This is a genomic window from Parvibaculum sp. (assembly GCF_039680535.1).
In the GTDB taxonomy this organism is placed as follows: domain Bacteria; phylum Pseudomonadota; class Alphaproteobacteria; order Parvibaculales; family Parvibaculaceae; genus Parvibaculum.
In genome coordinates this window covers 364969-387688 of record NZ_JBDKSS010000013.1, presented here as the reverse complement: position 1 = coordinate 387688, position 22720 = coordinate 364969, and the positions used below count along the sequence as shown (strand labels likewise).

General features: G+C 62.5%; 19 protein-coding genes. 5 read left to right on the top strand and 14 right to left on the bottom strand.

Features of this window, described 5'->3' with window-relative positions; translation table 11 throughout:
* Positions 1-15 precede the first annotated feature (15 nt).
* The 5 genes from ABFC66_RS08850 to ABFC66_RS08830 form a co-directional block, all read right to left on the bottom strand.
* Positions 16-1440: a gamma-aminobutyraldehyde dehydrogenase gene (locus ABFC66_RS08850; protein WP_346740586.1), complete on the bottom strand. Its 1425-nt coding sequence runs from the start codon at positions 1438-1440 to the stop codon at positions 16-18.
* 209 nt (positions 1441-1649) lie between these two features.
* Positions 1650-2585 carry a LysR family transcriptional regulator gene (locus ABFC66_RS08845; RefSeq protein ID WP_346740585.1) on the bottom strand — a complete coding sequence of 312 codons (936 nt, stop codon included), beginning with the start codon at positions 2583-2585 and terminating at the stop codon, positions 1650-1652.
* A 42-nt stretch (positions 2586-2627) separates the two neighbouring features.
* Entirely contained in the window at positions 2628-3527 is a 900-nt protein-coding gene (locus ABFC66_RS08840; RefSeq protein WP_346740584.1) for a TauD/TfdA family dioxygenase, read from the bottom strand.
* Positions 3528-3593: 66 nt separating this feature from the next.
* Complete coding sequence (locus tag ABFC66_RS08835) at positions 3594-4877, bottom strand: lytic murein transglycosylase (protein ID WP_346740583.1); 1284 nt, start codon at positions 4875-4877, stop codon at positions 3594-3596.
* An 80-nt stretch (positions 4878-4957) separates the two neighbouring features.
* The gene (locus ABFC66_RS08830; RefSeq protein ID WP_346740582.1) at positions 4958-6931 is read right to left on the bottom strand and encodes a beta-galactosidase; all 1974 of its coding nucleotides are present in this window, start codon (positions 6929-6931) and stop codon (positions 4958-4960) included.
* A 124-nt stretch (positions 6932-7055) separates the two neighbouring features.
* Here ABFC66_RS08830 and ABFC66_RS08825 point away from each other — a divergent pair, with 124 nt between their 5' ends.
* Positions 7056-7367, top strand: a complete 312-nt coding sequence (locus ABFC66_RS08825; RefSeq protein ID WP_346740581.1) for a YciI family protein — start codon at positions 7056-7058, stop codon at positions 7365-7367.
* On the opposite strand, the gene rfaE1 is transcribed toward ABFC66_RS08825, so the two are convergent.
* Together rfaE1 and ABFC66_RS08815 are read right to left on the bottom strand one after the other, a co-directional pair.
* On the bottom strand, positions 7357-8820 hold the full coding sequence (gene rfaE1, locus ABFC66_RS08820; RefSeq protein ID WP_346740580.1) for a D-glycero-beta-D-manno-heptose-7-phosphate kinase: 1464 nt from the start codon (positions 8818-8820) through the stop codon (positions 7357-7359). The genes ABFC66_RS08825 and rfaE1 overlap by 11 nt on opposite strands.
* A gap of 16 nt (positions 8821-8836) precedes the next feature.
* Positions 8837-10270: a mannose-1-phosphate guanylyltransferase/mannose-6-phosphate isomerase gene (locus ABFC66_RS08815; protein ID WP_346740579.1), complete on the bottom strand. Its 1434-nt coding sequence runs from the start codon at positions 10268-10270 to the stop codon at positions 8837-8839.
* Between the two features lie 308 nt (positions 10271-10578).
* Here ABFC66_RS08815 and galU point away from each other — a divergent pair, with 308 nt between their 5' ends.
* Both galU and ABFC66_RS08805 read left to right on the top strand, forming a co-directional pair.
* On the top strand, positions 10579-11496 hold the full coding sequence (galU, locus tag ABFC66_RS08810) for a UTP--glucose-1-phosphate uridylyltransferase GalU (RefSeq protein ID WP_346740578.1): 918 nt from the start codon (positions 10579-10581) through the stop codon (positions 11494-11496).
* Positions 11497-11604: 108 nt separating this feature from the next.
* Positions 11605-12999 carry an O-antigen ligase family protein gene (locus tag ABFC66_RS08805; protein ID WP_346740577.1) on the top strand — a complete coding sequence of 465 codons (1395 nt, stop codon included), beginning with the start codon at positions 11605-11607 and terminating at the stop codon, positions 12997-12999.
* A gap of 70 nt (positions 13000-13069) precedes the next feature.
* On the opposite strand, the gene ABFC66_RS08800 is transcribed toward ABFC66_RS08805, so the two are convergent.
* Positions 13070-13843, bottom strand: coding sequence for a FecR domain-containing protein (locus ABFC66_RS08800; protein WP_346740576.1), 774 nt, complete (start codon positions 13841-13843; stop codon positions 13070-13072).
* 312 nt (positions 13844-14155) lie between these two features.
* On the opposite strand from ABFC66_RS08800, the gene ABFC66_RS08795 reads away from it, so the two are divergent.
* Positions 14156-15280 (top strand): hypothetical protein, encoded by a 1125-nt coding sequence (locus ABFC66_RS08795; protein WP_346740575.1) that lies wholly within the window; start codon positions 14156-14158, stop codon positions 15278-15280.
* Positions 15281-15321: 41 nt separating this feature from the next.
* Here the strand turns inward: ABFC66_RS08795 and galE are convergent, their stop codons facing one another.
* The 5 genes from galE to gmd (ABFC66_RS08770) all read right to left on the bottom strand — a co-directional run bounded on the left by galE (position 15322) and on the right by gmd (ABFC66_RS08770) (position 21255).
* The gene (gene galE / locus ABFC66_RS08790) at positions 15322-16308 is read right to left on the bottom strand and encodes a UDP-glucose 4-epimerase GalE (RefSeq protein WP_346740574.1); all 987 of its coding nucleotides are present in this window, start codon (positions 16306-16308) and stop codon (positions 15322-15324) included.
* A 43-nt stretch (positions 16309-16351) separates the two neighbouring features.
* Positions 16352-17869: an undecaprenyl-phosphate glucose phosphotransferase gene (locus ABFC66_RS08785; protein WP_346740573.1), complete on the bottom strand. Its 1518-nt coding sequence runs from the start codon at positions 17867-17869 to the stop codon at positions 16352-16354.
* Positions 17870-18133: 264 nt separating this feature from the next.
* Positions 18134-19210 carry a GDP-mannose 4,6-dehydratase gene (gene gmd, locus ABFC66_RS08780; RefSeq protein ID WP_346740572.1) on the bottom strand — a complete coding sequence of 359 codons (1077 nt, stop codon included), beginning with the start codon at positions 19208-19210 and terminating at the stop codon, positions 18134-18136.
* Positions 19203-20162: a GDP-L-fucose synthase gene (locus tag ABFC66_RS08775; protein WP_346740571.1), complete on the bottom strand. Its 960-nt coding sequence runs from the start codon at positions 20160-20162 to the stop codon at positions 19203-19205. Before ABFC66_RS08775 ends, gmd (ABFC66_RS08780) begins: the two co-directional genes overlap by 8 nt.
* Positions 20155-21255 carry a GDP-mannose 4,6-dehydratase gene (gmd, locus tag ABFC66_RS08770; RefSeq protein WP_346740570.1) on the bottom strand — a complete coding sequence of 367 codons (1101 nt, stop codon included), beginning with the start codon at positions 21253-21255 and terminating at the stop codon, positions 20155-20157. The genes ABFC66_RS08775 and gmd (ABFC66_RS08770) overlap by 8 nt, the downstream gene beginning before the upstream one ends.
* Positions 21256-21422: 167 nt before the next feature.
* On the opposite strand from gmd (ABFC66_RS08770), the gene ABFC66_RS08765 reads away from it, so the two are divergent.
* The gene (locus ABFC66_RS08765; RefSeq protein WP_346740569.1) at positions 21423-22142 is read left to right on the top strand and encodes a glycosyltransferase; all 720 of its coding nucleotides are present in this window, start codon (positions 21423-21425) and stop codon (positions 22140-22142) included.
* A 9-nt stretch (positions 22143-22151) separates the two neighbouring features.
* Here ABFC66_RS08765 and ABFC66_RS08760 read toward each other — a convergent pair whose 3' ends face one another.
* A complete protein-coding gene (locus ABFC66_RS08760; RefSeq protein WP_346740568.1) occupies positions 22152-22718 on the bottom strand; it encodes an SIS domain-containing protein in 567 nt (188 codons plus the stop codon).
* Positions 22719-22720 lie beyond the last annotated feature (2 nt).

Genomic DNA, 22720 nt, shown 5'->3' with positions numbered 1-22720 from the left:
CCGTTGCAGTACGGATCAAAGCTTCACCATCACATGGCGAGCGACCGAATAGTCTTCGAGCGCGTAGGCGGAGAGATCCTTGCCATAGCCCGACGACTTCATGCCGCCATGCGGCATTTCGCTGACCAGCATGAAATGCGTGTTGATCCATGTACAGCCATATTGAAGCCGCGCAGCGGTCTGCATGGCCTTTGAAATATCCTGCGTCCAGACCGACGAAGCGAGGCCGTACTGGCTGTCGTTCGCCCAGTCGACGGCCTGTTCGACTTCCGTGAAGCGTGTGATCGAAACGACCGGACCAAAGACCTCGCGCTGCACGATCTCATCTTCCTGCAAGGCGCCGGCAACGACAGTCGGCTCGTAGAAGAAGCCGTTGCCCGCGCCGGGCTTTCCGCCGGTGAGGATTTCGACATGGCTCTGCGCCCGGGCGCGCTCGACGAAGCTCGAAACACGGGCGCGCTGGCGCTCGCTGATGAGCGGCCCAAGCTCGACGCCCTCGACCTCGGGCGTGCCGAGCTTGATGGTCGAAACGGCGCTGGCAAGATCGGCGGCGAGCTTGTCGTAAACCTTGGCCCCGGCATAGATGCGGCAGGCCGCCGTGCAATCCTGACCGGCATTGTAATAGCCGAAAGTGCGTACGCCCTCGACGACCGAGGCAATGTCGGCGTCGTCGAAAACGATGACGGGCGCCTTGCCGCCGAGTTCGAGATGGGTGCGCTTCAATGTACCGGTCGCGGCTTCGAGCACCTTGCGGCCCGTCGCGATGTCGCCGGTGAGCGAGGTCATGTGAACGCCCGGATGCGAAACGAGCGGCGCGCCGACATTCTCGCCACGACCGAGCACAAGGTTCCAGACACCGGCCGGGAAGATATCGGCCATGAGTTCAGCGAGCTTCAGCGCGGTCAGCGGCGTCTGCTCGGAAGGCTTCAACACCACGACGTTGCCAGCGGCGAGCGCCGGGGCGATCTTCCAGGCGACCATCATCAGCGGATAGTTCCACGGCGCGATCGAGGCGACGACGCCCACCGGATCGCGGCGGATCATGCTCGTATAGCCCGCGAGATACTCGCCCGCCGCGCTTCCCGACATGCAGCGCGCCGCGCCCGCGAAGAAGCGGAAGCAATCGGCGATGGCCGGTATTTCATCTTCCAGAACGCGCGGATAGGGCTTGCCGCAATTGAGGCTCTCGAGCTTCGCGAAGGCTTCCGCCTCGGCCTCGATCCGGTCCGCGAGTTTCAGCAGCATGCCGGAGCGCTCGGCGGGCGTTGTCCGCCCCCAGGTCTTGAAGGCGCGGGTCGCGGCGGCCACCGCCTGGTCGATCTGCTCCTTGGAGGCGGAGGGAATCTTGGCGATCAGCGCACCGGTCGCAGGATTGAGGATCTCTTCCTCGGCGCCCGCGCCAACGACGAACTGGCCATTGATGAAAAGCTTGGTCTGCATGGTAGCTGCCCTCCCCTGTCGCGACGGCTTTGGCCGCCAACCCGGCTTTGCAGGTTTAAAATCGGCGATTTCGAAGGAAGTCCCTTCAAAATCAGAGCCTTAACAGATCCCGCCAAGATCGAGCGGACACTCGTCTCGGCACTACAAAAATGTTAGGGCAGCAATATGGGAATTGAAAATCGGAAAATCCGTATCGCCCGTTCTGAAAATCAGATACCTGAGCGGTCGGTGCCGGGGAGGCGGCGGCGCGTATTGGGCGGGCTGTATTCGCGGCACATGTCGAGGAATTGGCTCGCGGTCGGCCGCAAGGGCGCGCCGCGCCGCCAGGCGAGACCGACATCGACGGTGGGAATGGGGTTCGCGAGTTCCCGCGCCTCCAGCCTGTCGCCTTCGAGCGACCAGGGGCGATAGGCCATGTCGGGCAGGGTCGCGAGGCCGACGCCCATGCCGACGAGGCTGCGTACAGCCTCCACCGAAGCCGTCTTGAGGACGATGTTGGGCGACAACCCTTCCTCTCGCCAATAGGCGGTCGTGGTTTCGATCAACTCGTCGACCGAAAGCATGATGAGCGGCTCGGCAGTGAGGTCGGCAAGTGTCAGCACATGCTGCGAGAGAAGCGCATGGCCAGCAGGCAGCCAGATGCGCCAGGGCGAACGGATCAGCACTTCGGATTCGAGCGCCTGCCGGTCCTGGAGGTTCGACACCAGCAGCAACCCGACATCGAGCTCGCCATTGACGAGGAGATGTTCGAGATAGGTGCGCTCGTCCTCCACCACGCGGACATCGACCTGCGGAAAGACGCGGCGGAACCGCGCGAGCAGATCGGCGAGGTAGTAGCCGGATACCATATGGGTGACGCCGACATTGAGATCGCCCGACATGGCTTCCGGCCGGACGCTGACCGCACGGCGGGCATCGGCGACTGCCGCCATGATGCGCCGCGCATGAAGCACGAGCTGGTGGCCCTCATGTGTCAGGCGCACGCCCTTGGCATGGCGCACGAAGAGGCTCGCCCCGGTCTCGTATTCGAGCGCCTGGATCGCGGAGGTGATGGCCGATTGGGATATGCCGAGTTCCTGCGCGGCGCGGGAGACGGACTCCGTCTCGGCGGCAGCGATGAAATATCGAATCTGGCGCAGGTTCATGGGCCGGCACTATAGCAGCGCCGGCCCTTCGCTCACGCGATTTTAAACGAGGGGCGTTCCCTCGATGGTGATGCGGTGCATCACGCGGCGCCGGCCGTGATAGTCGTTGACCGCGGCATGCCAGGTCGAGCGGTTGTCCCAGAAGGCGATGGAACCTTCCTGCCACTGAAAGCGATAGGAAAACTCCGGCCTCGTCGCATGTTTGTAGAGATAGGCGAGCAGAGAAGCGCTCTCCTCCGCCGTCCAGCCCTCGAAATTCACCGTGAACCCGGGGTTCACGTAAAGAATCTTCTTGCCCGATTCCGGGTGCCTCAGCACCACCGGATGGATCGCATCCTGCGTCGCGGCGTCGGGATTTCCGATGCGGTTCTTGAGGTCGGCAACCTTGTCCGGCGCCTTGGCCGCCGCCTGATATCCGAAGACATGGCGGCTTGAATGCACGGCGTTCAGCCCTTCGAGGGTGCGCTTGAGACCGTCGGAAAGCGCGTCATAGGCGAGCGCCAGATTGGCGAAGATCGTGTCGCCGCCCAGTTCGGGCAATTCGCGCGCGACGAGAACGGACCCGAGGGCCGGGATCTGGTCATAGCTGTGATCCGTGTGCCAACCGCCGCCCACATTGATCTTCTGCTCGGGCTCCTTGCGCACTTCCGCGATCTGCGGATAGCCGGGCACATGGGCAAAGAAGCGGTTGATGTTGATCGGCCCGAAGCGCTCGGCAAAGGCGATGTGCTGTTCCGGCGTCAGATTCTGATCGCGGAAAAAGACCACGCCATAGTCGAGAATCGCTTGCCGGATGGTCAGGCGATCGGCCTCCGACAAGGGGCGAGACAGATCGATCCCCCCGATCTCAGCCCCCGCGGAAGCCGAAACCGGCTTCACGAAAGCGGTGCCCTCACCTTCCCGAGCCTCGACCCGATCCCTTACGCCAACTGCATATGCCATGATCTACCCATAAACTATATCAAGTTGATGGGATTAAATCGCATTAGAGCGATGAAGGCAACTGCGTCAGTTCGTCCTCATCCGCTCAAGCAGCGATGCCGTCGGATATCCATCCGGCGGCAGGCCGACCGATTGCTGATAGGCGCGGATCGCCTTGCGCGTGTTGAAACCGATGATGCCGTCGGGCTTGCCATGGTCGAAGCCCTTGGCCGTCAGAAGTGCCTGCAGCTCCTCGCGCTCGGAACGGCTGAGCGGCCGCTCGTCATAGGGCCATTCGCCCTTGATCTCGCCCCGTCCGACAAAACGATCCGCCAGCAGCGAAACCGCCAGCGCGTAGGAGGTCGAGGCGTTGTAGACGAGGATCGAACGGAAATTGTTCATCACAAGGAAGGCCGGCCCCTTGTATCCGGCGGGCAGCAGCAGCGACGCCTTCTCCTCCGTGTCCGTCGCCGGGAAGGCGCGGCCATCGGCGCGCTTCAGCCCGAGCTTCTTCCACTCGGCGACAGTCTTGGTCAGCGACATGTCGGCCAGCGCATAGTCGAAATGCTTCGGCATCGCGACCTCGAAGCCCCAATTTCCGCCGGTCTGCCAGTTCGAGACCTGCAGGTAATGCGCGGTCGAGGCCAATGTGTCGGCGGTCGAATGCCAGATGTCGCGCCGTCCATCGCCATCGAAGTCGATCGCATGGGCGAGATAGGTCGTGGGAATGAACTGCGTCTGTCCCATGGCGCCCGCCCATGAGCCGACCATTTCCTCCGGCTGAATGTCGCCCGCCTGCACGATCTGCAGCGCGGCGATGAGCTGGTTCCGACCGAAATCCGGGCGGCGGCCTTCGAAGCCCAGCGTCGCCAGCGAGCGCACGACGCTCTGCGTGCCCATGTGATCGCCGAAATTCGACTCGAGCCCCCATATCGCGGCGACGAAATGCCGGTCGACGCCATAGGCCTTTTCGAGGCGGTCGAAGAGGGCGCTGTTTTCAGCGAGCAGCGCCCTGCCCCGCGCCACGCGCTTCTCAGACAGCGCACCGCGCAGATATTCCCACACAGGCTTCACGAATTCCGGCTGGTTCTGGTCGGCCTCCATCACATCCGGATCAGGCGTCACACCGCGCATTGAGCGGTCGAAAGTCGCCGGCGTAATGCCCGCCTTGATGGCGTCGAGGCGGAAAGCCGTGAGCCAGTCCGCGAAGCGCTCGCTATTGGCGTTGACGGGCGGCGACACGGGCATACGTGTTTCGGGCACGCGGACATGCGTACGCGCATCCGCGCAACCTGCGAGAACGAGTCCTCCCAGAACGATCAGGCTGCCGAAGCGGAGGCCGAAACGCGGCGAACGAAGAGTAAGGGACATCGGTATCGAAGGCTCCTGCGCGAATTTCGGCGAGGTTAGCATGAGGCCCGGAGGAATGCAGAACGCTGCGCGGCGCTTCGTCAATTTCCCGAACCGTCATGCCAAACGGCAACACCGCCCACGGGCAACACATGTTCGCCGATGATGAGTTCGCTACGCGCGACACCCGAAATATCCGCAGGCCCGGGCCCATAATTGAAAAGGAAGCGATAAGGCCCGCGACGGCGGGTACGCAGACCAGCCGCGAGGCTTTCCGTCGAGAGGCCCGCCTTGCCTGCAACACGGCGCAGAATCAGCGGGAGCAATTTTTCGTCCGGCCATCCGGCCGCATACCAGGCATTGCCCTTGCGGGTCAGCGCCGGACGGCCGTCGTCGGTCCGCGCCACGATTTCCGCCTCGGTCGCGGTCACGAACTCGCGCCAGCGGTCGAAGGCACAATGCTCGCCATCGAATACGAGCTTGATGGCGGAATGAGGGCGGAAGCTTTCTGCGCGCGTGACCTTGATGCCGAGAAGTCCGGCAAGCGGCCCCGGCGCGAGATTCGCCGGCGTGCGATGCGACACCGTGCGGCTGCCCGCGCGCGGCATGACGAGCAACTGCCCTTCGAAGCCTTCGAGCGCGGCCACGAGGCGCGGCGGCACATAGGGCATGGAAGGCAGAATGACCATCGCATAGCCGGAAAGATTCGCGTTCGGGCCGACGATATCGATGTCGAAGCCCATCATCCGCAAGGCCCGATAGACCGAAAAGATCTGCTCGATATAGGAGAAGTTCTTTCCCTGCGGCTGGATGGAGAGAAACCATCGCGCCTCGTAGGAATTGACGATGGCAATTTTTGTAGGCGCGACGGCGCCGAGATCGCCGAGCTTCACCAGATCGCGGGCAAGCTGCTGCACTTCGCCATAGGCGCGGTCGGTCTCGCTGTTCGGCAGGAGAAGGCCGGCGTGAAACTGTTCCTGCGCGAAGGGCGCCTGACGCCAGCGAAACCACGAAATGAGTTCCGCGCCATGCGCGATGGCCTCCATGCCCCAGAGTCGGGCGAGGCCCGGCACCGGATCGGGATTGTAGTCGGCCCAGTTCACCGGCCCCGGCTGCTGCTCCATGACGCCGAAACGGCCCCGCCCCGCGCCACGATAAAGATCGTGATGAAAAGCCTGCATGTCGGGATCGCCGGTCCGCGCGAATTGCGCCTTGTGCGCGGGATCGGCGGGAAAGACGTCAAGGCTTCCAAGCGGATAGGAATCCCAAGTCGCAACGTCCAGATCTTCCATCACATCGTAGTGATCGAAGTCGTAATGGAAGGTCATGAAATTGTGGACGATGTCGCGCCCCGGCGAGAGCGTGCGGAGAATTTGCGTCTGCACGCGATTGAACTCGCGCACCTGATCGGAAGAATAGCGGTCGAAGTCGGCGCGATGCGCGGGGTTTGTTTCAGTCACCGCGCCGACGGGCAGGTCGATCTCTTCGAAGTTCCGATACTCCATGCTCCAGAACACATTGCCCCATGCTTCATTGAGCGCGGCGACGGTGCCATAGCGCTCCTTCAGCCAGTGGCGAAAGCCGAGCATCGCGGATTCGGAATAAGAGCGCACCGTGTCGTGACAGCCATATTCATTGTCGGTCTGCCAGGCGACGACGCCCGGATGCTGCCCGAAGGCGGCGCCCAGCGCGGTCACGATGCGCGCGCATTCGCGCCGGTAGCCCGCATGGGAAAAACAGTAATGCCTGCGCGAGCCGAAGCCGCGCGGCCTGCCATGGCGATCGATGGCGAGCATGTCCGGCATGCGATCCACCAGCCATTTGGGCGGTGTTGCGGTCGGCGTGCCGAGAATGACGCCGAGGTCTTCGGCATGAAGCGTGTCGATGGCACGGGCGAGCCAGCCGAAATCGGAACGTCCGAACTCGGGCTCCAGACGGCTCCAGGCAAATTCGCCGATACGGACCCGTCGGATGCCGGCCTTGTGCATGCGCCGCGCATCCTCGGCCCACATGTCCTCGGGCCAATGCTCCGGATAGTAGCAGACGCCGATCTTGGCTTCGCTATGGACGGCCACGCGCATCTCCTCCCCAAGCCCCCACCCGGGTATGCTCAAGCTTGCCGGATTTTCGCAAAGCCGCAAGCCTGCTGCGCGAAATGCGCCGATAGGCTAGGAAGGACGATCTTCCCCGGAGAATCACATGCTCTTTCTCGACATCCTGAAATATGTCCGCCCCATCGAAGAGATCGACGCGCTTCTCGAGCCCCATCGCGACTGGTTGAAGCGAGGTTTCGCCTCCGGCCATTTCCTGATGGCGGGCCGCCAGGAGCCGCGCATCGGTGGCGTCATCATCATCAAGGCGGAAACCGTCGAGGAGGCGCAAGCTCTCGCCGCGGCCGATCCTTTCATCACGGAAGGGGTCGCGCAATTCGACCTTATCGCCTGGGAGCCGACCATGCGCTCCGCAGATGCGCCGGAAGCCTGGGGCCCGAAGGCCGCCGTCATCCGCTGAGTTTCTCGACCGTCTTCGTGGTGCTGAACCCCGGAACGAGGTCGATGACAACGACCTTGCCGCCATGCGCCTGCACGAAATCGGCACCGACAATCGTTTCGACCGTGTAGTCCCCGCCCTTGATGAGAACATCGGGGCGCAGGCTGCGGATCAGATTTTCCGGCGTATCTTCCTCGAAGATCACCACGAGATCGACGCTCGCAAGGGAGGCGAGAACCGTTGCCCGCGCAATATCGGGCTGGATCGGCCGCGCCGGGCCCTTGAGCCGGGACACGGACGCGTCGCTGTTGAGCCCGACGATCAGCCGGTCGCACAGCGCGCGCGACTGTGCGAGCAGCGCCACATGGCCCGGGTGCAGAAGATCGAAGCAGCCATTGGTGAAACCGACCGTGAGCCCTCTGGCGCGCCAGGAGGCGGCAATGTCCTGCGCCGTCTGTTGGGTCGCAACCTTGCTCTCGATCGTGGAAAGTTCGTTCTCGCGCAGCTTGGCGACAAGTTCGTCCTGATAGACCACGGCCGTGCCGACCTTGCCGACGACGATGCCCGCGGCCGTATTGGCGAGGCTCGCCGCCTCGACAAGAGAAAGCCCGCCCGCAAGAGCCGCAGCCAGTGTCGAAATCACCGTGTCTCCCGCGCCGGACACGTCGAAGACTTCGCGCGCCTCCGCCGGCAGATGCGTGACGTCGCCCGCCGCCGTCACGACGCTCATGCCTTCCTGGCTTCGGGTCACGATCATGGCGTCGATACCCGCCTCGCCGATCACCTTGCGGGCCAGCGCCACGATGGTCTCATCGCCGCTCGCGTTCTCGCCCGTCGCCTCCGCAAGCTCCTTGCGGTTGGGCGTCACCACGCTCGCGCCGCGATAAAGGCTGTAGTCGCGCCCCTTGGGGTCCACGACTGCGGGAATGCCCGCGTCTCGCGCCGCATCTATGACCGCGCGGCAGACCTCAGGCGTCAGAACGCCCTTGCCGTAATCCGACAGCACGACAACCTGCACACCTGAAACGAGGCCGCGCACCCGCTGAATCAGCACTTCCTGCGCCCCATGAGCGAGCGCGGAACTCGTTTCATGATCCGCGCGCAGGACCTGCTGCCCCATGGCAACGAAGCGCGTCTTCATCGTCGAGCGCCGCAGAGGCTCCATGACGAGACTCGCCTGAAGATGCGGCACGTCGCCAAGCATCCGCTTGATTTCCTGCCCCACCTCGTCGGCGCCGACGACGGAGGCAAAGGTGACATGAGCGCCGAGCGCCGCGAGGTTTCGCGCGACATTGCCCGCACCGCCAAGCATCGAGCGCTCGTCCTTCACGCGAAGAACGGGGATCGGCGCTTCCGGTGAGATGCGCTCCACATCGCCATAGACATAGCGATCAAGCATGACATCGCCGACGCAGAGGATTTTCGTTCCCTCAAGCGACTCGACCTTGCCCGCCAGATTCTGTTTTCCCGTCATGCTCGACCCGGTCGCCCTATTCCGCAGCCGAGGCCTTGGAGCTGCGCCCATAGACATCGTCGTAACGCACGATGTCGTCCTCGCCCAGATAATCGCCCGACTGCACTTCAATGATACTCAAGGGTTCGTCACCCGGATTTTCCAGGCGGTGCTTCACGCCCACGGGGATATAGGTCGACTCATTCTCGCGCAGAATCCTGATCTCCTCGCCGACCGTAACCCGCGCTTCGCCGCTGACGACGACCCAATGCTCCGCACGATGATGATGCATCTGCAACGATAGCGCCGCACCGGGATGGACCATCAGATGCTTCACCTGATGGCGCTCGCCGGAATCCAGCGCCTCATAGAAGCCCCAGGGCCGGTAGACGCGATTATGCGCCTGATGCTCGGTGCGTCCTTCGGCGGCGATGCGTTCGACGATCTTCTTCACGTCCTGAACGCGATCCTTCGACGCAATGAAGAGAACGTCACCCGTCTCCACGACGATCAGATTCTCGATTCCGAGCGTCGCGACGAGACCCGTTTCGGCGCGGACGTAACAGTTGCGCGTATCGAGCGCCAGAACGTCACCCGACAGCACATTGCCGTCCTTGTCCTTGTCGCCGATCTCCCAGAGCGCCGACCAGCTGCCGATGTCGCTCCAGCCCATTTCGACCGGCACCACCACGGCGTCTTGCGTATGTTCCATGACCGCATAGTCGATGGAATCCGACGGGCAGGCGTTGAAGGCCTCCGGCTGGAGCCGGACGAAATCGAGGTCGCGCGTTCCCTTGTGTACGGCCTCGGTCGCAAGCGAGGCGATGGCAGGGCAGTGAACGCGCATCTCGTCGAGGATGCGATCGGCGCGGAACATGAAGATGCCTGCGTTCCAGTCGAAGCCGCCCTGTTCGAGATAGGCCTTCGCCTTCTCGATATCCGGCTTTTCGACAAAGCGCTCGACGGTAAAGGCGCCACCGCCCAGCGCGGCGCCACGCTTGATGTAGCCATAGCCGGTTTCCGGCGCCGACGGCACGATGCCGAATGTGACGAGCTTGCCCTCGCGCGCAAGCTCCGCCCCCCGTTTCAGGGCCTCGTGAAATGCGGCGACGTCGCGGATGTGATGATCTGCGGGAAGGAGAAGGAGAATGCCCTTCGGATCGTGGGTCTGAACATAGGCAGCGGCGGCGGCGGCGGCGGGCGCCGTGTTGCGTCCCTGCGGTTCGAGCAGGTGGGCGAGCGGCGTGAGCCCCGCATCGCGCATCTGCTGGGCGATGATGAAGCGGTGTTCCTCATTGGAAACGATGACGGCCGGGGCGAACAGGTCCGGATCGGTCACACGCAGCGCCGTTTCCAGCAGCATGGCCCGCTCGGAAACCAGCGGCAGGAGCTGCTTGGGATAAAGCGCGCGGCTGGTCGGCCAGAGCCTTGACCCCACGCCGCCCGACAGGATGACCGGATATATCGTCACATCGACCTCGTTTCTTGGCGCCGGAACCTAGCACATCCTCCGGAGTCGCACGACAGGACCGAGGGTCCCACGGCCTGGAGCACCCCCGGCCCGGGCCGCGAGGCGGGGTGGCCCGGTAGCGGCTTTTTGCCAGTTTAACAGCCCCGAGGCCTCGGGCATCATCCCGGATGGACAAATCGGGAGCGGTTGACCTCTCGCCAACCGGGTGCCGCGCATGGACAATGCTGCTCCTCCGCCGATTCCTTGCGAGGCGGGCCGCATTTATGCGAAACATCGGCGGTCGGCGGTACGCTTCGGCTGCCTCCGACATGAAGAACAGCGCGCGCGAAAGGAACGGCATCAGCATGGCGCCCAAGAAACTCAGGAAGGTCGTTTTCCCCGTCGCCGGACTCGGCACGCGCTTCTTACCCGCGACCAAGGCCATCCCCAAGGAGATGCTCACGGTCGTCGACAAGCCCGTCATTCAATACGCGGTGGAAGAAGCCATCGAGGCCGGGATCGAGCATTTCGTCTTCGTGACCGGCCGCGGCAAGGGCACGATCGAAGATCACTTCGACATCGCCTATGAGCTGGAAGCGACGCTGAAGGCGCGCGGTAAAACCGCCGAATTCGAAATGCTGAAGGCGAGCCGCCCGATCGCAGGCGCCGCGAGCTTCGTGCGCCAGCAGGAACCGCTCGGCCTCGGCCATGCCGTCTGGTGCGCGCGCGATGTCGTCGGCAACGAGCCGTTCGCACTTGCGCTGCCGGACATGCTGATCCACGGCAAGCCTGGCTGCTTCGCGCAGATGGTCGATGTCTATGAGAAGCATGGCGGCAACATCGTCGCGGTCGAGGAAGTGCCGCACGAGCATGTGAACCGCTATGGTGTCGTGGCCCTCGGCGAGAGCTTCGGCCCCGCCACGCATCGCATCACGGGCATGGTGGAAAAGCCGAAAATCGAGGAAGCGCCCTCCGATCTCATCATATCCGGGCGCTATATCCTCCAGCCGGAAATTTTTGAAAAGCTTGCCGCGCAGAAGCCCGGCGCAGGCGGCGAAATCCAGCTCACCGACAGCATGATCGCGCTCTGCGCGGAGCAGGACTTCTTTGCCCATCGCTTCACCGGCACGACCTATGACTGCGGCGACAAGGTCGGTTATCTGACGGCCAATCTGGTCCTCTCGCTCGACCGTCCGGACATTGCTCCGAAATTCCGTCCGATTGCCGAACAACTTCTCAAGCGGTAACAGGCGAAGGCGGCGGAGACACATGACCGCCGCCGCCTTTCATGTAAACTTCCGCCCATCGGCCCGGCCACCCGGCCGACATTTTCGACCGATGGGCGAGGCTTCAATTTGAAAGCGGAAGCAACCAGCGCGAGGCTGTCCCGGGTCGATGGCGGCCTGCTCGCCCTTGTCGCGCTGGCGCCCCTGCCGCTCGCAAGCAACAGACCGCTGCCTGCCGCTCTCCTTGCCCTGGGCGCAGGGCTGCTGCTGATCGGCTGGTCCGTCGCGATCTGGCGCGGCGCAGCCATCGCAGTCAAACCATCGAAGATTGCGGCGCCGCTCGCACTCTATCTCGGCACCTGCGTCTGGATCGGCCTGCAGTGGATGCCCGGCCCCTGGACCGATCCCATCTGGGGCGTCGCAAGCTCGGCGCTCGGCACGCCATTGCCGGGCCGGCTTTCAGTGAACCCCGAAGCCACGCTGACCGGGCTCATGCATCTTCTCTCCTATGGCGCCGTCTTCTGGCTTTCGCTGCAGCTTGGCGCCAAGGCGGAGCGCGCCTATTTTTCGCTCGCCGTCGTAACCGCCGTTGGAACGATCTATGCCCTTTACGGCCTCGTCGTCTGGATGGCCGGCAATGAATGGATTCTTCTCTATCGCAAATGGGCCTATCAGGACGCGCTTTCGAGCACCTTCGTCAATCGCAACTCCTTTGCGACCTTTACCGGCCTCTGCCTGCTCGCGGGCTTTTCACTTTTCCTCAAGCGCATCGAGCCCGCGTTGAGCGCGAAGCGCACCTGGCGGCAGAAGACGGTTCTCGTGTTTGAAGGCATGACCTCCGGCGCCGGCGCATGGCTCGCGGGGGCCGTGCTTGTGCTGACACTGGCGCTTCTGCTCACGGGATCGAGAGGCGGGTTCCTTTCGAGCCTTGCCGGCCTGTTTGTCCTTGCGCTGGCCCATATGCGCGGAAAGGTCTCGCGCCGCGCCGCCCTCCCGACCCTTGCGCTCGGAACGGCCTTTTTCGCCATCATCTTCGGCGCAGGCGGCGGCATGGTGGTCGACCGTTACCATGCGAAGGGCGCCGAGCTGGGCGACCGCGAGGACATCTATCGGCTGACGCTCGACGCGATCGAAAGCGCGCCATGGACCGGCAGCGGCTTCGGAACATTTGGCGACGTCATTCCCGCCTATCAGCCAAAGACAGAGGGGATCGAACCCGTCTGGGACAAGGCGCACAATACCTATCTCGAGAATGCGCTGGAGCTGGGCATTCCCGCGGCTGTTGCGTTGAACCTGTCGATCCTGTTACTGGCGGGCCTTGCCCTGCGCGGCTTGCGGATGCGTAAACGCGACTGGACCATTCCGGGCATCGGCGTCGCGGCGACCATGCTCGTGGGCCTGCATGCGCTTGTCGACTTCAGCCTGCAGATTCCTGCCGTGGCCGTTCTCTACGCCTTCATGCTTGGCATTGCCGTCGCTCAAAGCTGGAGCACGCGGCTGGCGGAGAAGAACGGCGGGGCCTGATACGACGGCGCGGACCTCTGCACCTGGCAAAGGTCCGCGCGTCAGTGCGTCAGATTTGTTCCCTAAGCGCTCACTCGTCGCCGTAGTAGGGGCCGTCGCCGCAGCCGCATTCATATTCGCAAGGGTTTGGATCGTATAGCTCAATCGTATGGGTGATCGCTTCTTCCGTCAGGTCGACATGGCTGCTGTCGCCGCCGTCAAAATCCGGCCTCTCGCTGGAGAAGCGGTGGCCATAGAGCGGGAATGAAGCCGCCTGCACGATGTTGCGATAGGTGCCGTCCCAGGTCTTCGGTCCCTGAACCGTGCCGTCCTTGGAAATCTTGATGGCCGTGCCCGGCGTCGTCAGCCTGACGATCTGGCCGCCCGGCAAGGTGATCTCCGACCAGCCTTCGACAAGGATCACGACCAGCTGGTCGCCCTGCACGAGAAAGTCGATGATCGTGCCGCGCACACCGATCGAAGCGACAGGCGTCTTGAGGGCATAGCTATGCGGGTCCTGTGTGCCGGAGACGAAGCGGAATGCGCCTTTGGTCGCCTGAAGCACGACATCGCCCTTGCTGCGATTCGGGTCATAGACGAACTTGTCGAGCGTCACTTCCGATTTGGGACCAACGCTGAGACTGGTCTGATCGAGGAAGAGCAGCTGCGCCGTATCGGACGGCCCCGTGCGGACCGTTTCATTGGCGACAAGCGCACTTCCGGCGACAAGCGCACGCGTCTCACCGCCGATGATCGATTCCGCCTTCGTGGCGACGGCCGCCGCGACGCCAATTCGCGCGTCGGCATGGGCAGGAACCGCCAGCACCTGCACCATCAGCCCCGCCGCAAGAAGTGCCCCATTCATGAATTTCATCTGTAGCCGGACTTGCCGCCCGCCCCTGTCTGCCTGCGCTTGCGCGATCACATCCTCGATATTGGCCCAATGCCGACGCATCGCGAGGACGGCGCCACTATTTCACCGGCACCCCCGTTATGACAAGTCGTCTTTACCCGGCACGATCACAAAATTTGTCAGTTTGCCATGCCGTACCATTCATAAAAGCGACATGCCCGCCCTGCAATCGGCGTCGCACAAAATGGAGGCACTTTTTTCGGTATATTTTCCGCACAAAAACCATTAGAGGAATGCAACCGACATCGAAGGTGGGGCAAAATCGTGTTTAATCGGCTTTTTCTGGCTTCGGCTTGCGTTGTGGCGCTGACCAGCGGCGCCTTCACCGCCGCACATTCGGACGAGCTCTCGTCAGCTTACGAACTTGTTCTGAGCAATCCGACCGACGCCGCAAAGAACCTGCAATACGCAAAGGTGGCGGAGCAGAAGGGCAAGCCGCGCCTCGCGCTGGCCGCCTATGAACGCATCCTCCTCAACGATCCGAACAATGCGGAAGCGCGTCTCGGGCTGCAGCGGCTGCGCCGTGTCCTCCAGCCCTCGTCGACCGAGTTCAAGCTCGAGGTCGGGACGGCCTGGGAATCCAACCCGGACAATGTTTCAAACAACGCGGAGAGCGCGCCGAGCGTGTTCGCGAATCTGGCCGTCCGCGACGAGCGTTCCGCCGGCACATTCGGCTGGCGCACTCTTGGCTCAATCGGCTTCGATTACATCAACAATCACAGCGACCTGAATTATGAGCACATCAGCGTCGGGACCGGTCCGGTCTTCGACCTGACGCCCGGCCTTTCGGTGCATACGGCTGTGGGCGTGGCGGCGACCAACCTCTCGAACAAGCTCTACTATCGCGAAGCCAATCTCACCGCGACATTCGAGGGCAGCTTCGCAGGCGCTTACGAATCACTGCGTATTCGCGGCGGCGCCCGCAGCTTCGGCTCTTATTTCACGCCGGACAGTGGCTATTACGCCGAAGTGCGGGGCCGCGTTGCAGTGCCCGCGATTCTGACCGAAAGCGACGTGATCTCGATCGGCCCATGGTTGAAGTGGAGCGGCATCGACGGTTCCGTAACGGACGTCTCGCAGGAAGAAATCCAGCCCGGCCGCTACCGTGAATGGGGTGCGGAAATCGCCTATTACGTCCCCGTCGCGGACAGCATCGTCGTGGGCCCGACCCTGACCGGCTGGCAGCGGTACTATTCGGAGCACCTGGTTGGCGGCGATACCCGGACCGACAATCATCTTGAGCCGGGCCTCTCGCTCGTGGTCAAGGACGCGCTGATGTTCCAGTCGGACGTGAAGCTCGACTACACCTACCAGATGAACCGGTCGAACGACGACACGCGCGACTATCACGACAACGAAGTCCGGCTGACCTTTATCGCCAACTTCTGACGTCGCAGACTGACGGGAGCGAAACGCGCCAGGCGAACCGTCTAGCGGTTTCGCTCCCTCAATTTCATTTCCCAGGCAAGAGCGTGGCTGACGATCGTGTCGAGATCGTCGTAGTTGGGCGCCCAGCCAAGCGTCGCCTTGAGGCGCGCCGGATTTGAAACGACGGATGCCGGGTCGCCCGGTCGCCTCGGCGCCCGACGAATCTCGATTTCACGCCCCGCCGCCCGCTCGACCGAGCGCAGGACCTCACGCACCGAAAAGCCGTGGCCGTAGCCGCAATTAGCGACAAGGCTCGCGCCGCCGTTTCGGAGATAGGTCAGGGCGGAGGTGTGGGCCGCGGCGAGATCGCTCACATGAATGTAATCCCGTATGCAGGTTCCGTCTTTCGTCGGATAGTCCTCGCCGAAGACCTCGATATAGGGCCGCTGCCCCAGCGCCGTCTGGCAGGCAACCTTGATGAGATGCGTCGCATTGGCCGTCGACTGGCCGATGCGGCCCTGCGGGTCGCCGCCCGCGACATTGAAATAGCGCAGAGCGACATAGGTGAGATCGTGCGCGGCGGCAGTGTCGCGCAGCATCCATTCCGTCATCAGCTTGGAGGCGCCATAGGGCGACATCGGATTGAGCGGCATGTCCTCGCTGACGGCGGCTTCGCCAGTCATGCCGTAAACGGCGGCGGTCGACGAAAAGATGAAATGTCTGACGCCACCCTTCACGCATATCTCGATGAGGCTGCGCGATTTGGCCGTGTTGTTCAGATAATATTTGAGAGGATCGGCGACGGATTCGGGAACCACAACCGAACCGGCAAAATGAACGACCGCCTCGACATTGCGCTCTGCAATGATGCGTCCGACGAGGGCTCCATCCGCAATGTCGCCGATATAGAGATTGTCAGGCACCTGCACGGCCCAGTCGAAGCCTGTCGACAGGTCGTCGAGAACGATGACCTCTTCGCCTGCCGCCGACAGATCGATCACCGCGTGGCTGCCGATATATCCGGCGCCGCCCGTTACCAGTACGCTCATTCCACCGACTCCGGATCAACCGGGCGCTTGGCCCCACAATTATTCAATAGGCGTTCCTGTGGAATAGCCCAAGAAACGGGGTCAGCGCCAGAATCCTGATGTCGAACCAGAGGGACCAATTCTCGATATAGTAAAGATCGAGCTCCACCCTTCGGCGCATCTTTTCCTGCGTGTCGGTTTCGCCGCGGCACCCATTGACCTGCGCCCAGCCGGTCATTCCCGGCCGCATCTTGTGCCGGCGCGCATAATGCTCGACCAGGGTCGAAAAATGCTCGTTATGCGCCAGAGCATGGGGCCTCGGCCCGACGAGCGACATCTCCCCCCTGAGCACGTTGATGAGCTGCGGGAGTTCATCGAGGCTCGTGCGGCGCAAGAACCTTCCCACGCGCGTCACGCGCGAGTCATTCGGCTGAGCCTGCCGCACCACCGGACCATCTTCGGCCACTCGCATGGTGCGGAATTTCAGCACCGTAAAGACCTGATGATTGAAGCCGTGACGGCGCTGACGGAAGAGAACAGGCCCCTCGCTTTCAAGGCGGATGGCCATCGCGATGAGAAGCAGGACCGGCGATACCGCGGCAAGCAGGAGCGCGGCGAGAATTCGGTCTTCGATCACCTTGATCACCGGCCCCCAATTGTCGAGCGGACGTCGAACGACTTCGAGAACCGGCACGCCGTCGTAGTGGACGACCCCCGTCGGCCGTGTGCTGAAGGCCGTCATGTCCGGGCAGAGACGAATATCGGCCGGAAGTATGGCAAGCTCTTCGACAAGACGGCCGATCCGGCGGTCTTGCGCAAGCGGAACCGCGATCACCACCTCGTCGATGCGCTCGGCCTGGCCGAGGCTGATGAGGTCTGAAAGTCCGCCGGATATGGCAACAGGCCGGGGGCCGGCGGACGGCTGGTCGTCGAACACGCCGATCAGGCGAGGCCCATCGCTTCCGAAGTTCAGCCGCTCAATCAGTCGCCCGGCTATCTCGCCCCCGCCATAGATGGCGATACGGCGCGCGAAATATCCGGCCCGCGTCCAGCGCCGCAGCAAGGCGGAAACCACCAGATGAACCGAGAGGAGCAGCGCCGCCGAGAGCGCGAACCAGATGATGAACCAGCCGCGAGAAAAATGCGCGGAAATCTTGAATACATAGGCAGCGCTGATGAGGCTGACGGCTGCAATCGCCAAGCCGAGCACGATGCGCCTCACCGTCCCTCTCATGCTGACCAGAGTGTCAAAAATGTAGAGGTTCTGGTTTCTGAGCGACAGGAACGAGATCGAGGCGCCGATCAGCCCGGCCGCCAGATAGGTGCCGATATCCTGCTCGCTACGGAGAAACCGATCGACGTAAGCCCATTTGGCCATGACGCAGGTGACGACCACCACGAGGAAGTCGAAGGCCGCAACGCTGTCGGCAATCACGCGCTTGGAGCGAATGAAGGGGCGTGAGGAGCGGCTGGCGGTCCGCACCGCATTCAACGACGCATGACCGACGGCCGCGGCGCTCAGGACTTCACGTTCCGCCCACGACGCACGCCCGACGGCCCATCCGGTACCCTGTTCCCTCATGCCCCCACCGCTTTCAGGCGCAACAATCGCAAGCCCGCTGAAAACACCCTTCGGGGATCGCCCCCTATGGTGAATTGGTGCATTTACCATAGCCAAACGCAAGCGCCGATTGCCTGATTGCCAATCGGCCGCACGCCGTTGGACGATCCCACGTTCTGCGCGGCGCCGCCTCAGGGAGTTGCTCCGAATAGGAGCAAAGTCCGCCCCCGAAGCATAAGACGTGAAAGGCCCGTCAGCCGCTCGAGCAGGCGCAATCTTGCCGTTCTATGCCGGACGCAACGCCGCGGTGCGGGGCGCTGCTTCGAGACGGCGAATATCTGCCTCCACCATCTCACGCACGAGTTGCTCGAAGCTGGTTCCAGACGTCCAACCGAAAAGCCTCCGGGCCTTGCCTGCATCGCCGAGCGTCGCGTTCACATCGGTCGGGCGGAAGAACATCGGATCGATGGCGATGAGGCGACGGCCGCTGGCTGCGTCGAAGCCTTCTTCCTCAATACCGCTGCCACGCCATTCGATCACGCGCCCAACCTGACGGAAGGCGGTCTCCACGAATTCGCGTACGGACCGATTGACGCCGGTCGCCAGCACATAATCTCCCGGCACGGGCTGCTGCAGCATGAGCCGCATGCCCTCGACATAATCGCGCGCATGGCCCCAATCGCGCCGGGTGTCGAGATTGCCGAGCTTCAGACATTCCTCGCTACCGAGATGGATCGCCGCGACCGCCTGAGAAATCTTTCGCGTCACGAAGGCCGCGCCACGGTACGGGCTTTCATGGTTGAACAAAATGCCGTTCGATGCGTGAAGCCCATAGGCCTCGCGAAAATTGATCGTCGCCTCGAAGGCGGCATGCTTGGCGACCGCATATGGATTCAGCGGATGAAACGGCGTCTCCTCGTTCTGCATTCCGCCCGTCGCGTGGCCGAACATCTCCGAGCTTGAAGCCTGGAAGAAGCGCGTTCTGCGCTCCATGCCGAGCTTGACGATTGCTTTCAGCAGACGGACCGTCCCCGTCGCGTTGACGTCGATCGTGTAGTCCGGCTCCTCGAAGCTCTTCTGGACATGACTTTGTGCGGCGAGATTGTAGATCTCATCGGGCGCAATCATCTCCACAAGCTCATGAAGCCGTCCGCCCTGCGCCATGTCGCAGACGTGCAGGACGAGGTTGGGATTGGTCCCGACGAGTTCCGTCAGGCGACTGTCTCTCAGTTTCTCCGGATCGCGGCCGAGGCCATGCACGACATAGCCTTGCCGCAGCAGCAGTTCGGCGAGGTACCCGCCATCCTGACCCGTGATCCCGGTAATCATGGCGACCGGCGGCCGACGCAGAGGCTCAGACATCGGCGCCTCCCTGCGTCTGGCAATACCAGCGATAGACATCTGAAATGCCGCGTTCCAGCGAAACGCCCGGGCGCCAGCCCCAGCCTTCGAGCCGCGAGACATCGAGCAGCTTTTTCGGCGTTCCGTCGGGCCTCGTCGGATCGGTCAGTATTTCTCCTTCGAATCCGACAACGCGCCTGATGAGCTCCGCGAGTTCCCGGATCGTCATATCCGTGCCCGAGCCCACATTCACCTGGTCTTCGCCGGAATAGTTCTTCATGAGGAAGACGAGCGCGTCCGCGCAGTCTTCGACACTAAGAAACTCGCGCCGCGGCGCGCCCGTGCCCCAGATGACGACGGATGGCGCATGCGCCAGCTTCGCGGCATGCATCTTCGCGATCAGCGCCGGTACGACGTGAGAGGATTCGAGATCGAAATTGTCGCCGACGCCGTAAAGATTGGCGGGCATGGCCGAGATGAAATCGCATCCATACTGACGGCGATAGGCCTGGCACAATTTGATGCCCGCAATCTTCGCCACCGCATACCATTGGTTCGTCGGTTCGAGAGGTCCTGTCAGCAATGCGTCTTCCCGCAGAGGCTGCGGCGCGAGCTTTGGATAGATGCAGGATGAACCGAGAAAAAGCAGCTTCTCGACACCAATACGCCAGGCTGCGTGGATGATGTTCGCCTCGATCATCATGTTGTCATAGATGAATTCGGCCGGCCGTGCGTCGTTGGCCAGAATTCCCCCAACCGTCGCCGCCGAGAGAAAAACCGCCTGCGGCTTTTCCGCAGCCATCCAGTCTTCGACTTCTGCCTGACGCCGCAGATCGACTCTCTCACGCCCAACCGTCAGCACTTCACAGGATTCGCCGCCGAGCCGACGCAGGAGGGCCGAGCCGACCATGCCACGATGGCCGGCGACAAAAACCTTCTTGCCCTCGAGCTGGTAGCTCGTCTGCTCAGTCATGCCGCGCTTTCCGGCTTTCCTCGTCCGCCACGACCTTGAGATCTGAGGTCACCATCTCCGCAACCAGTTCGCCGAAGGTCGTGGTGTGCGACCAGCCAAGCTTCTGATGCGCCTTGCGCGCATCGCCGATCAGCACATCGACCTCGGTCGGGCGGAAATAGCGCGGGTCGACCCGGACCAGCGTCTTGCCGCTATCCATATCGATGCCCACCTCGTCCACACCCTCGCCCTTCCAGACGATCTTGCGGCCCGTTTCGGCGAAGGCGAGTTCCACGAACTCGCGCACCGAATGGGTTTCGCCCGTGGCCAGCACATAATCGTCAGGCACGTCCTGCTGCAGAATACGCCACATGCCCTCAACATAGTCGCGCGCATGGCCCCAATCGCGACGCGCATCGAGATTGCCGAGATAGAGCGTTTCCTGAAGGCCAAGCTCAATGGCCGCAACGGCACGCGTGATCTTTCGCGTGACGAAGGTCTCGCCGCGCGTTGGCCCTTCATGATTGAAGAGGATTCCGTTCGAGGCATGCATGTCATAGGCCTCGCGGTAATTCACCGTGATCCAGTAGGCGTAAAGCTTGGCGGCGGCATAAGGCGAACGCGGATAGAAGGGCGTACGCTCATTCTGGGGCGATTGTTGTACGAGGCCGTAAAGTTCGGATGTTGACGCCTGATAGAAGCGCGTCGATCTTTCCATGCCGAGAATGCGGATCGCCTCAAGCAGGCGCAGCGTTCCCAGCGCATCCGAATTGGCCGTGTATTCCGGCGTCTCGAAGCTCACCTGAACATGACTTTGGGCGGCGAGATTGTAGATCTCGTCGGGCTTCGTCTCCTGCACGATGCGAATGAGATTGGACGAATCCGTCAGATCGCCATAATGGAGGAAGAGGCGCGCGCTTTCGATATGCGGATCCTGATAGAGATCGTCGATACGCCCCGTGTTGAAGGACGACGAGCGCCGCTTCACGCCATGGACGACATAGCCCTTGTCGAGAAGAAGGCGTGCGAGATAGGCGCCATCCTGGCCTGTGATACCCGTGACAAGGGCTACGCGAGCGGAGGATCTGTCGGCACTGGACGAGAGGGATGACACTATTCGGCCTCTGAATTCAGGGATGTTGTGGCGGAAAATATCCTTTTGTGACGGCCCTTCATACCCTTGGGCGGAAGGATTTTTGGCCTCCCCCTCTGTTCCGGCACCGGTCGATGGGCAAGAATGGACCGCCTTCAGCAGAATGCGGGCAGGAGCAGGCAGATATCGTGATCCTTGCGAATATCCTCATCACCGCTGACGACCGGGGAAACCACCCCCTGCCCGAACTCGTGCAGGCCAACATTGCGTCGTTCAGGGAGCAGCACCGCGGACTTGACCACCATTTCTTCGACGGGGAATCCGCGCGCGCCTTCCTGCAATCGCGCTACGGCTCCGAGGTGCTCACCGCCTTCGACAGCCTGAAGCCCTACGCCTACAAGGCCGACCTCGCACGCTACTGCATTCTTCACGAATACGGCGGCGTTTACGCCGATCTGTCCTTCTTCTTTCAGAAGCCCGTGAACTTCGACGGCAAAAGGCTCGCGATCTTCCGCGACTTCATGTCCTCGACACCCTGGGATACGAGCAACGGAATCTTTGCGGCACCGCCCCGGCACAAGGCGCTCGCCAAGGCTATCGAACTCGTCTGCGCGAATGTGCGCAGCCAATATTACGGCCCGTCATCGCTCTGCCCGACAGGACCGACGCTTTTCGGCAAGGCGATCGCGCTGACATGCGAGGCTGAGGAGCTGATCATGGGTCGCGCCATGTGGCGCGAGCCGACGCGCCCCGGCGAACCGAAATATCACTGCATGACGTCTTTCGGCCAGACGATTGCCATCAAGAGAAAGACCGTACCAGGAACGATTGCCGAACTCGGCATCTCGACGGGGAACAATTACCACAATCTCTGGGTGGCGAAAGACATATACCGCCCCGCCTATTGAAGGCGGCTTTCAGGCGAGGCAGCGCGCTTCCACCATCTCGCAGAGATAATGGTAAAGACAGATATGCGCCTGCTGAATGGCTGGCGTCGAATGCGACGGCACGTCGAGCAGAATGTCGGAAAGCGCCGCCAGCTTGCCGCCGCCGCGCCCGGTCATGGCGATGGTCGTCATGCCGATCTTCTTCGCCTCTTCGAACGCCTTGACGACATTGACCGAATTTCCCGATGTCGAAAGACCGAGCAGAACGCCGCCCGGTTCGCCGAAGGCCTCTACCTGACGCGAGAAAACCGTGTCGTAGCTGTAATCATTCGCCCAGGCCGTCAGAACCGCCGGATTGGAACTCAGACAGATCGCCTTGAGCGCGCGGCGCTCCTTCAGGAAGCGCCCGACGAGCTCGCCCGTGATGTGCATGGCATCGGAGGCCGAACCGCCATTGCCGCAGACGAGCAGAGCCCTGTTCGCCCGAAGCGCTCCGGCAGTCGCCTCGATCGCCGCCTCGACAGTTGCGTCGGAGACATGGTTCGCCGTCTCCTCAAGCAATCGCGCGCTGTCGAGACAATAGGTCCGGAAGCTCATCT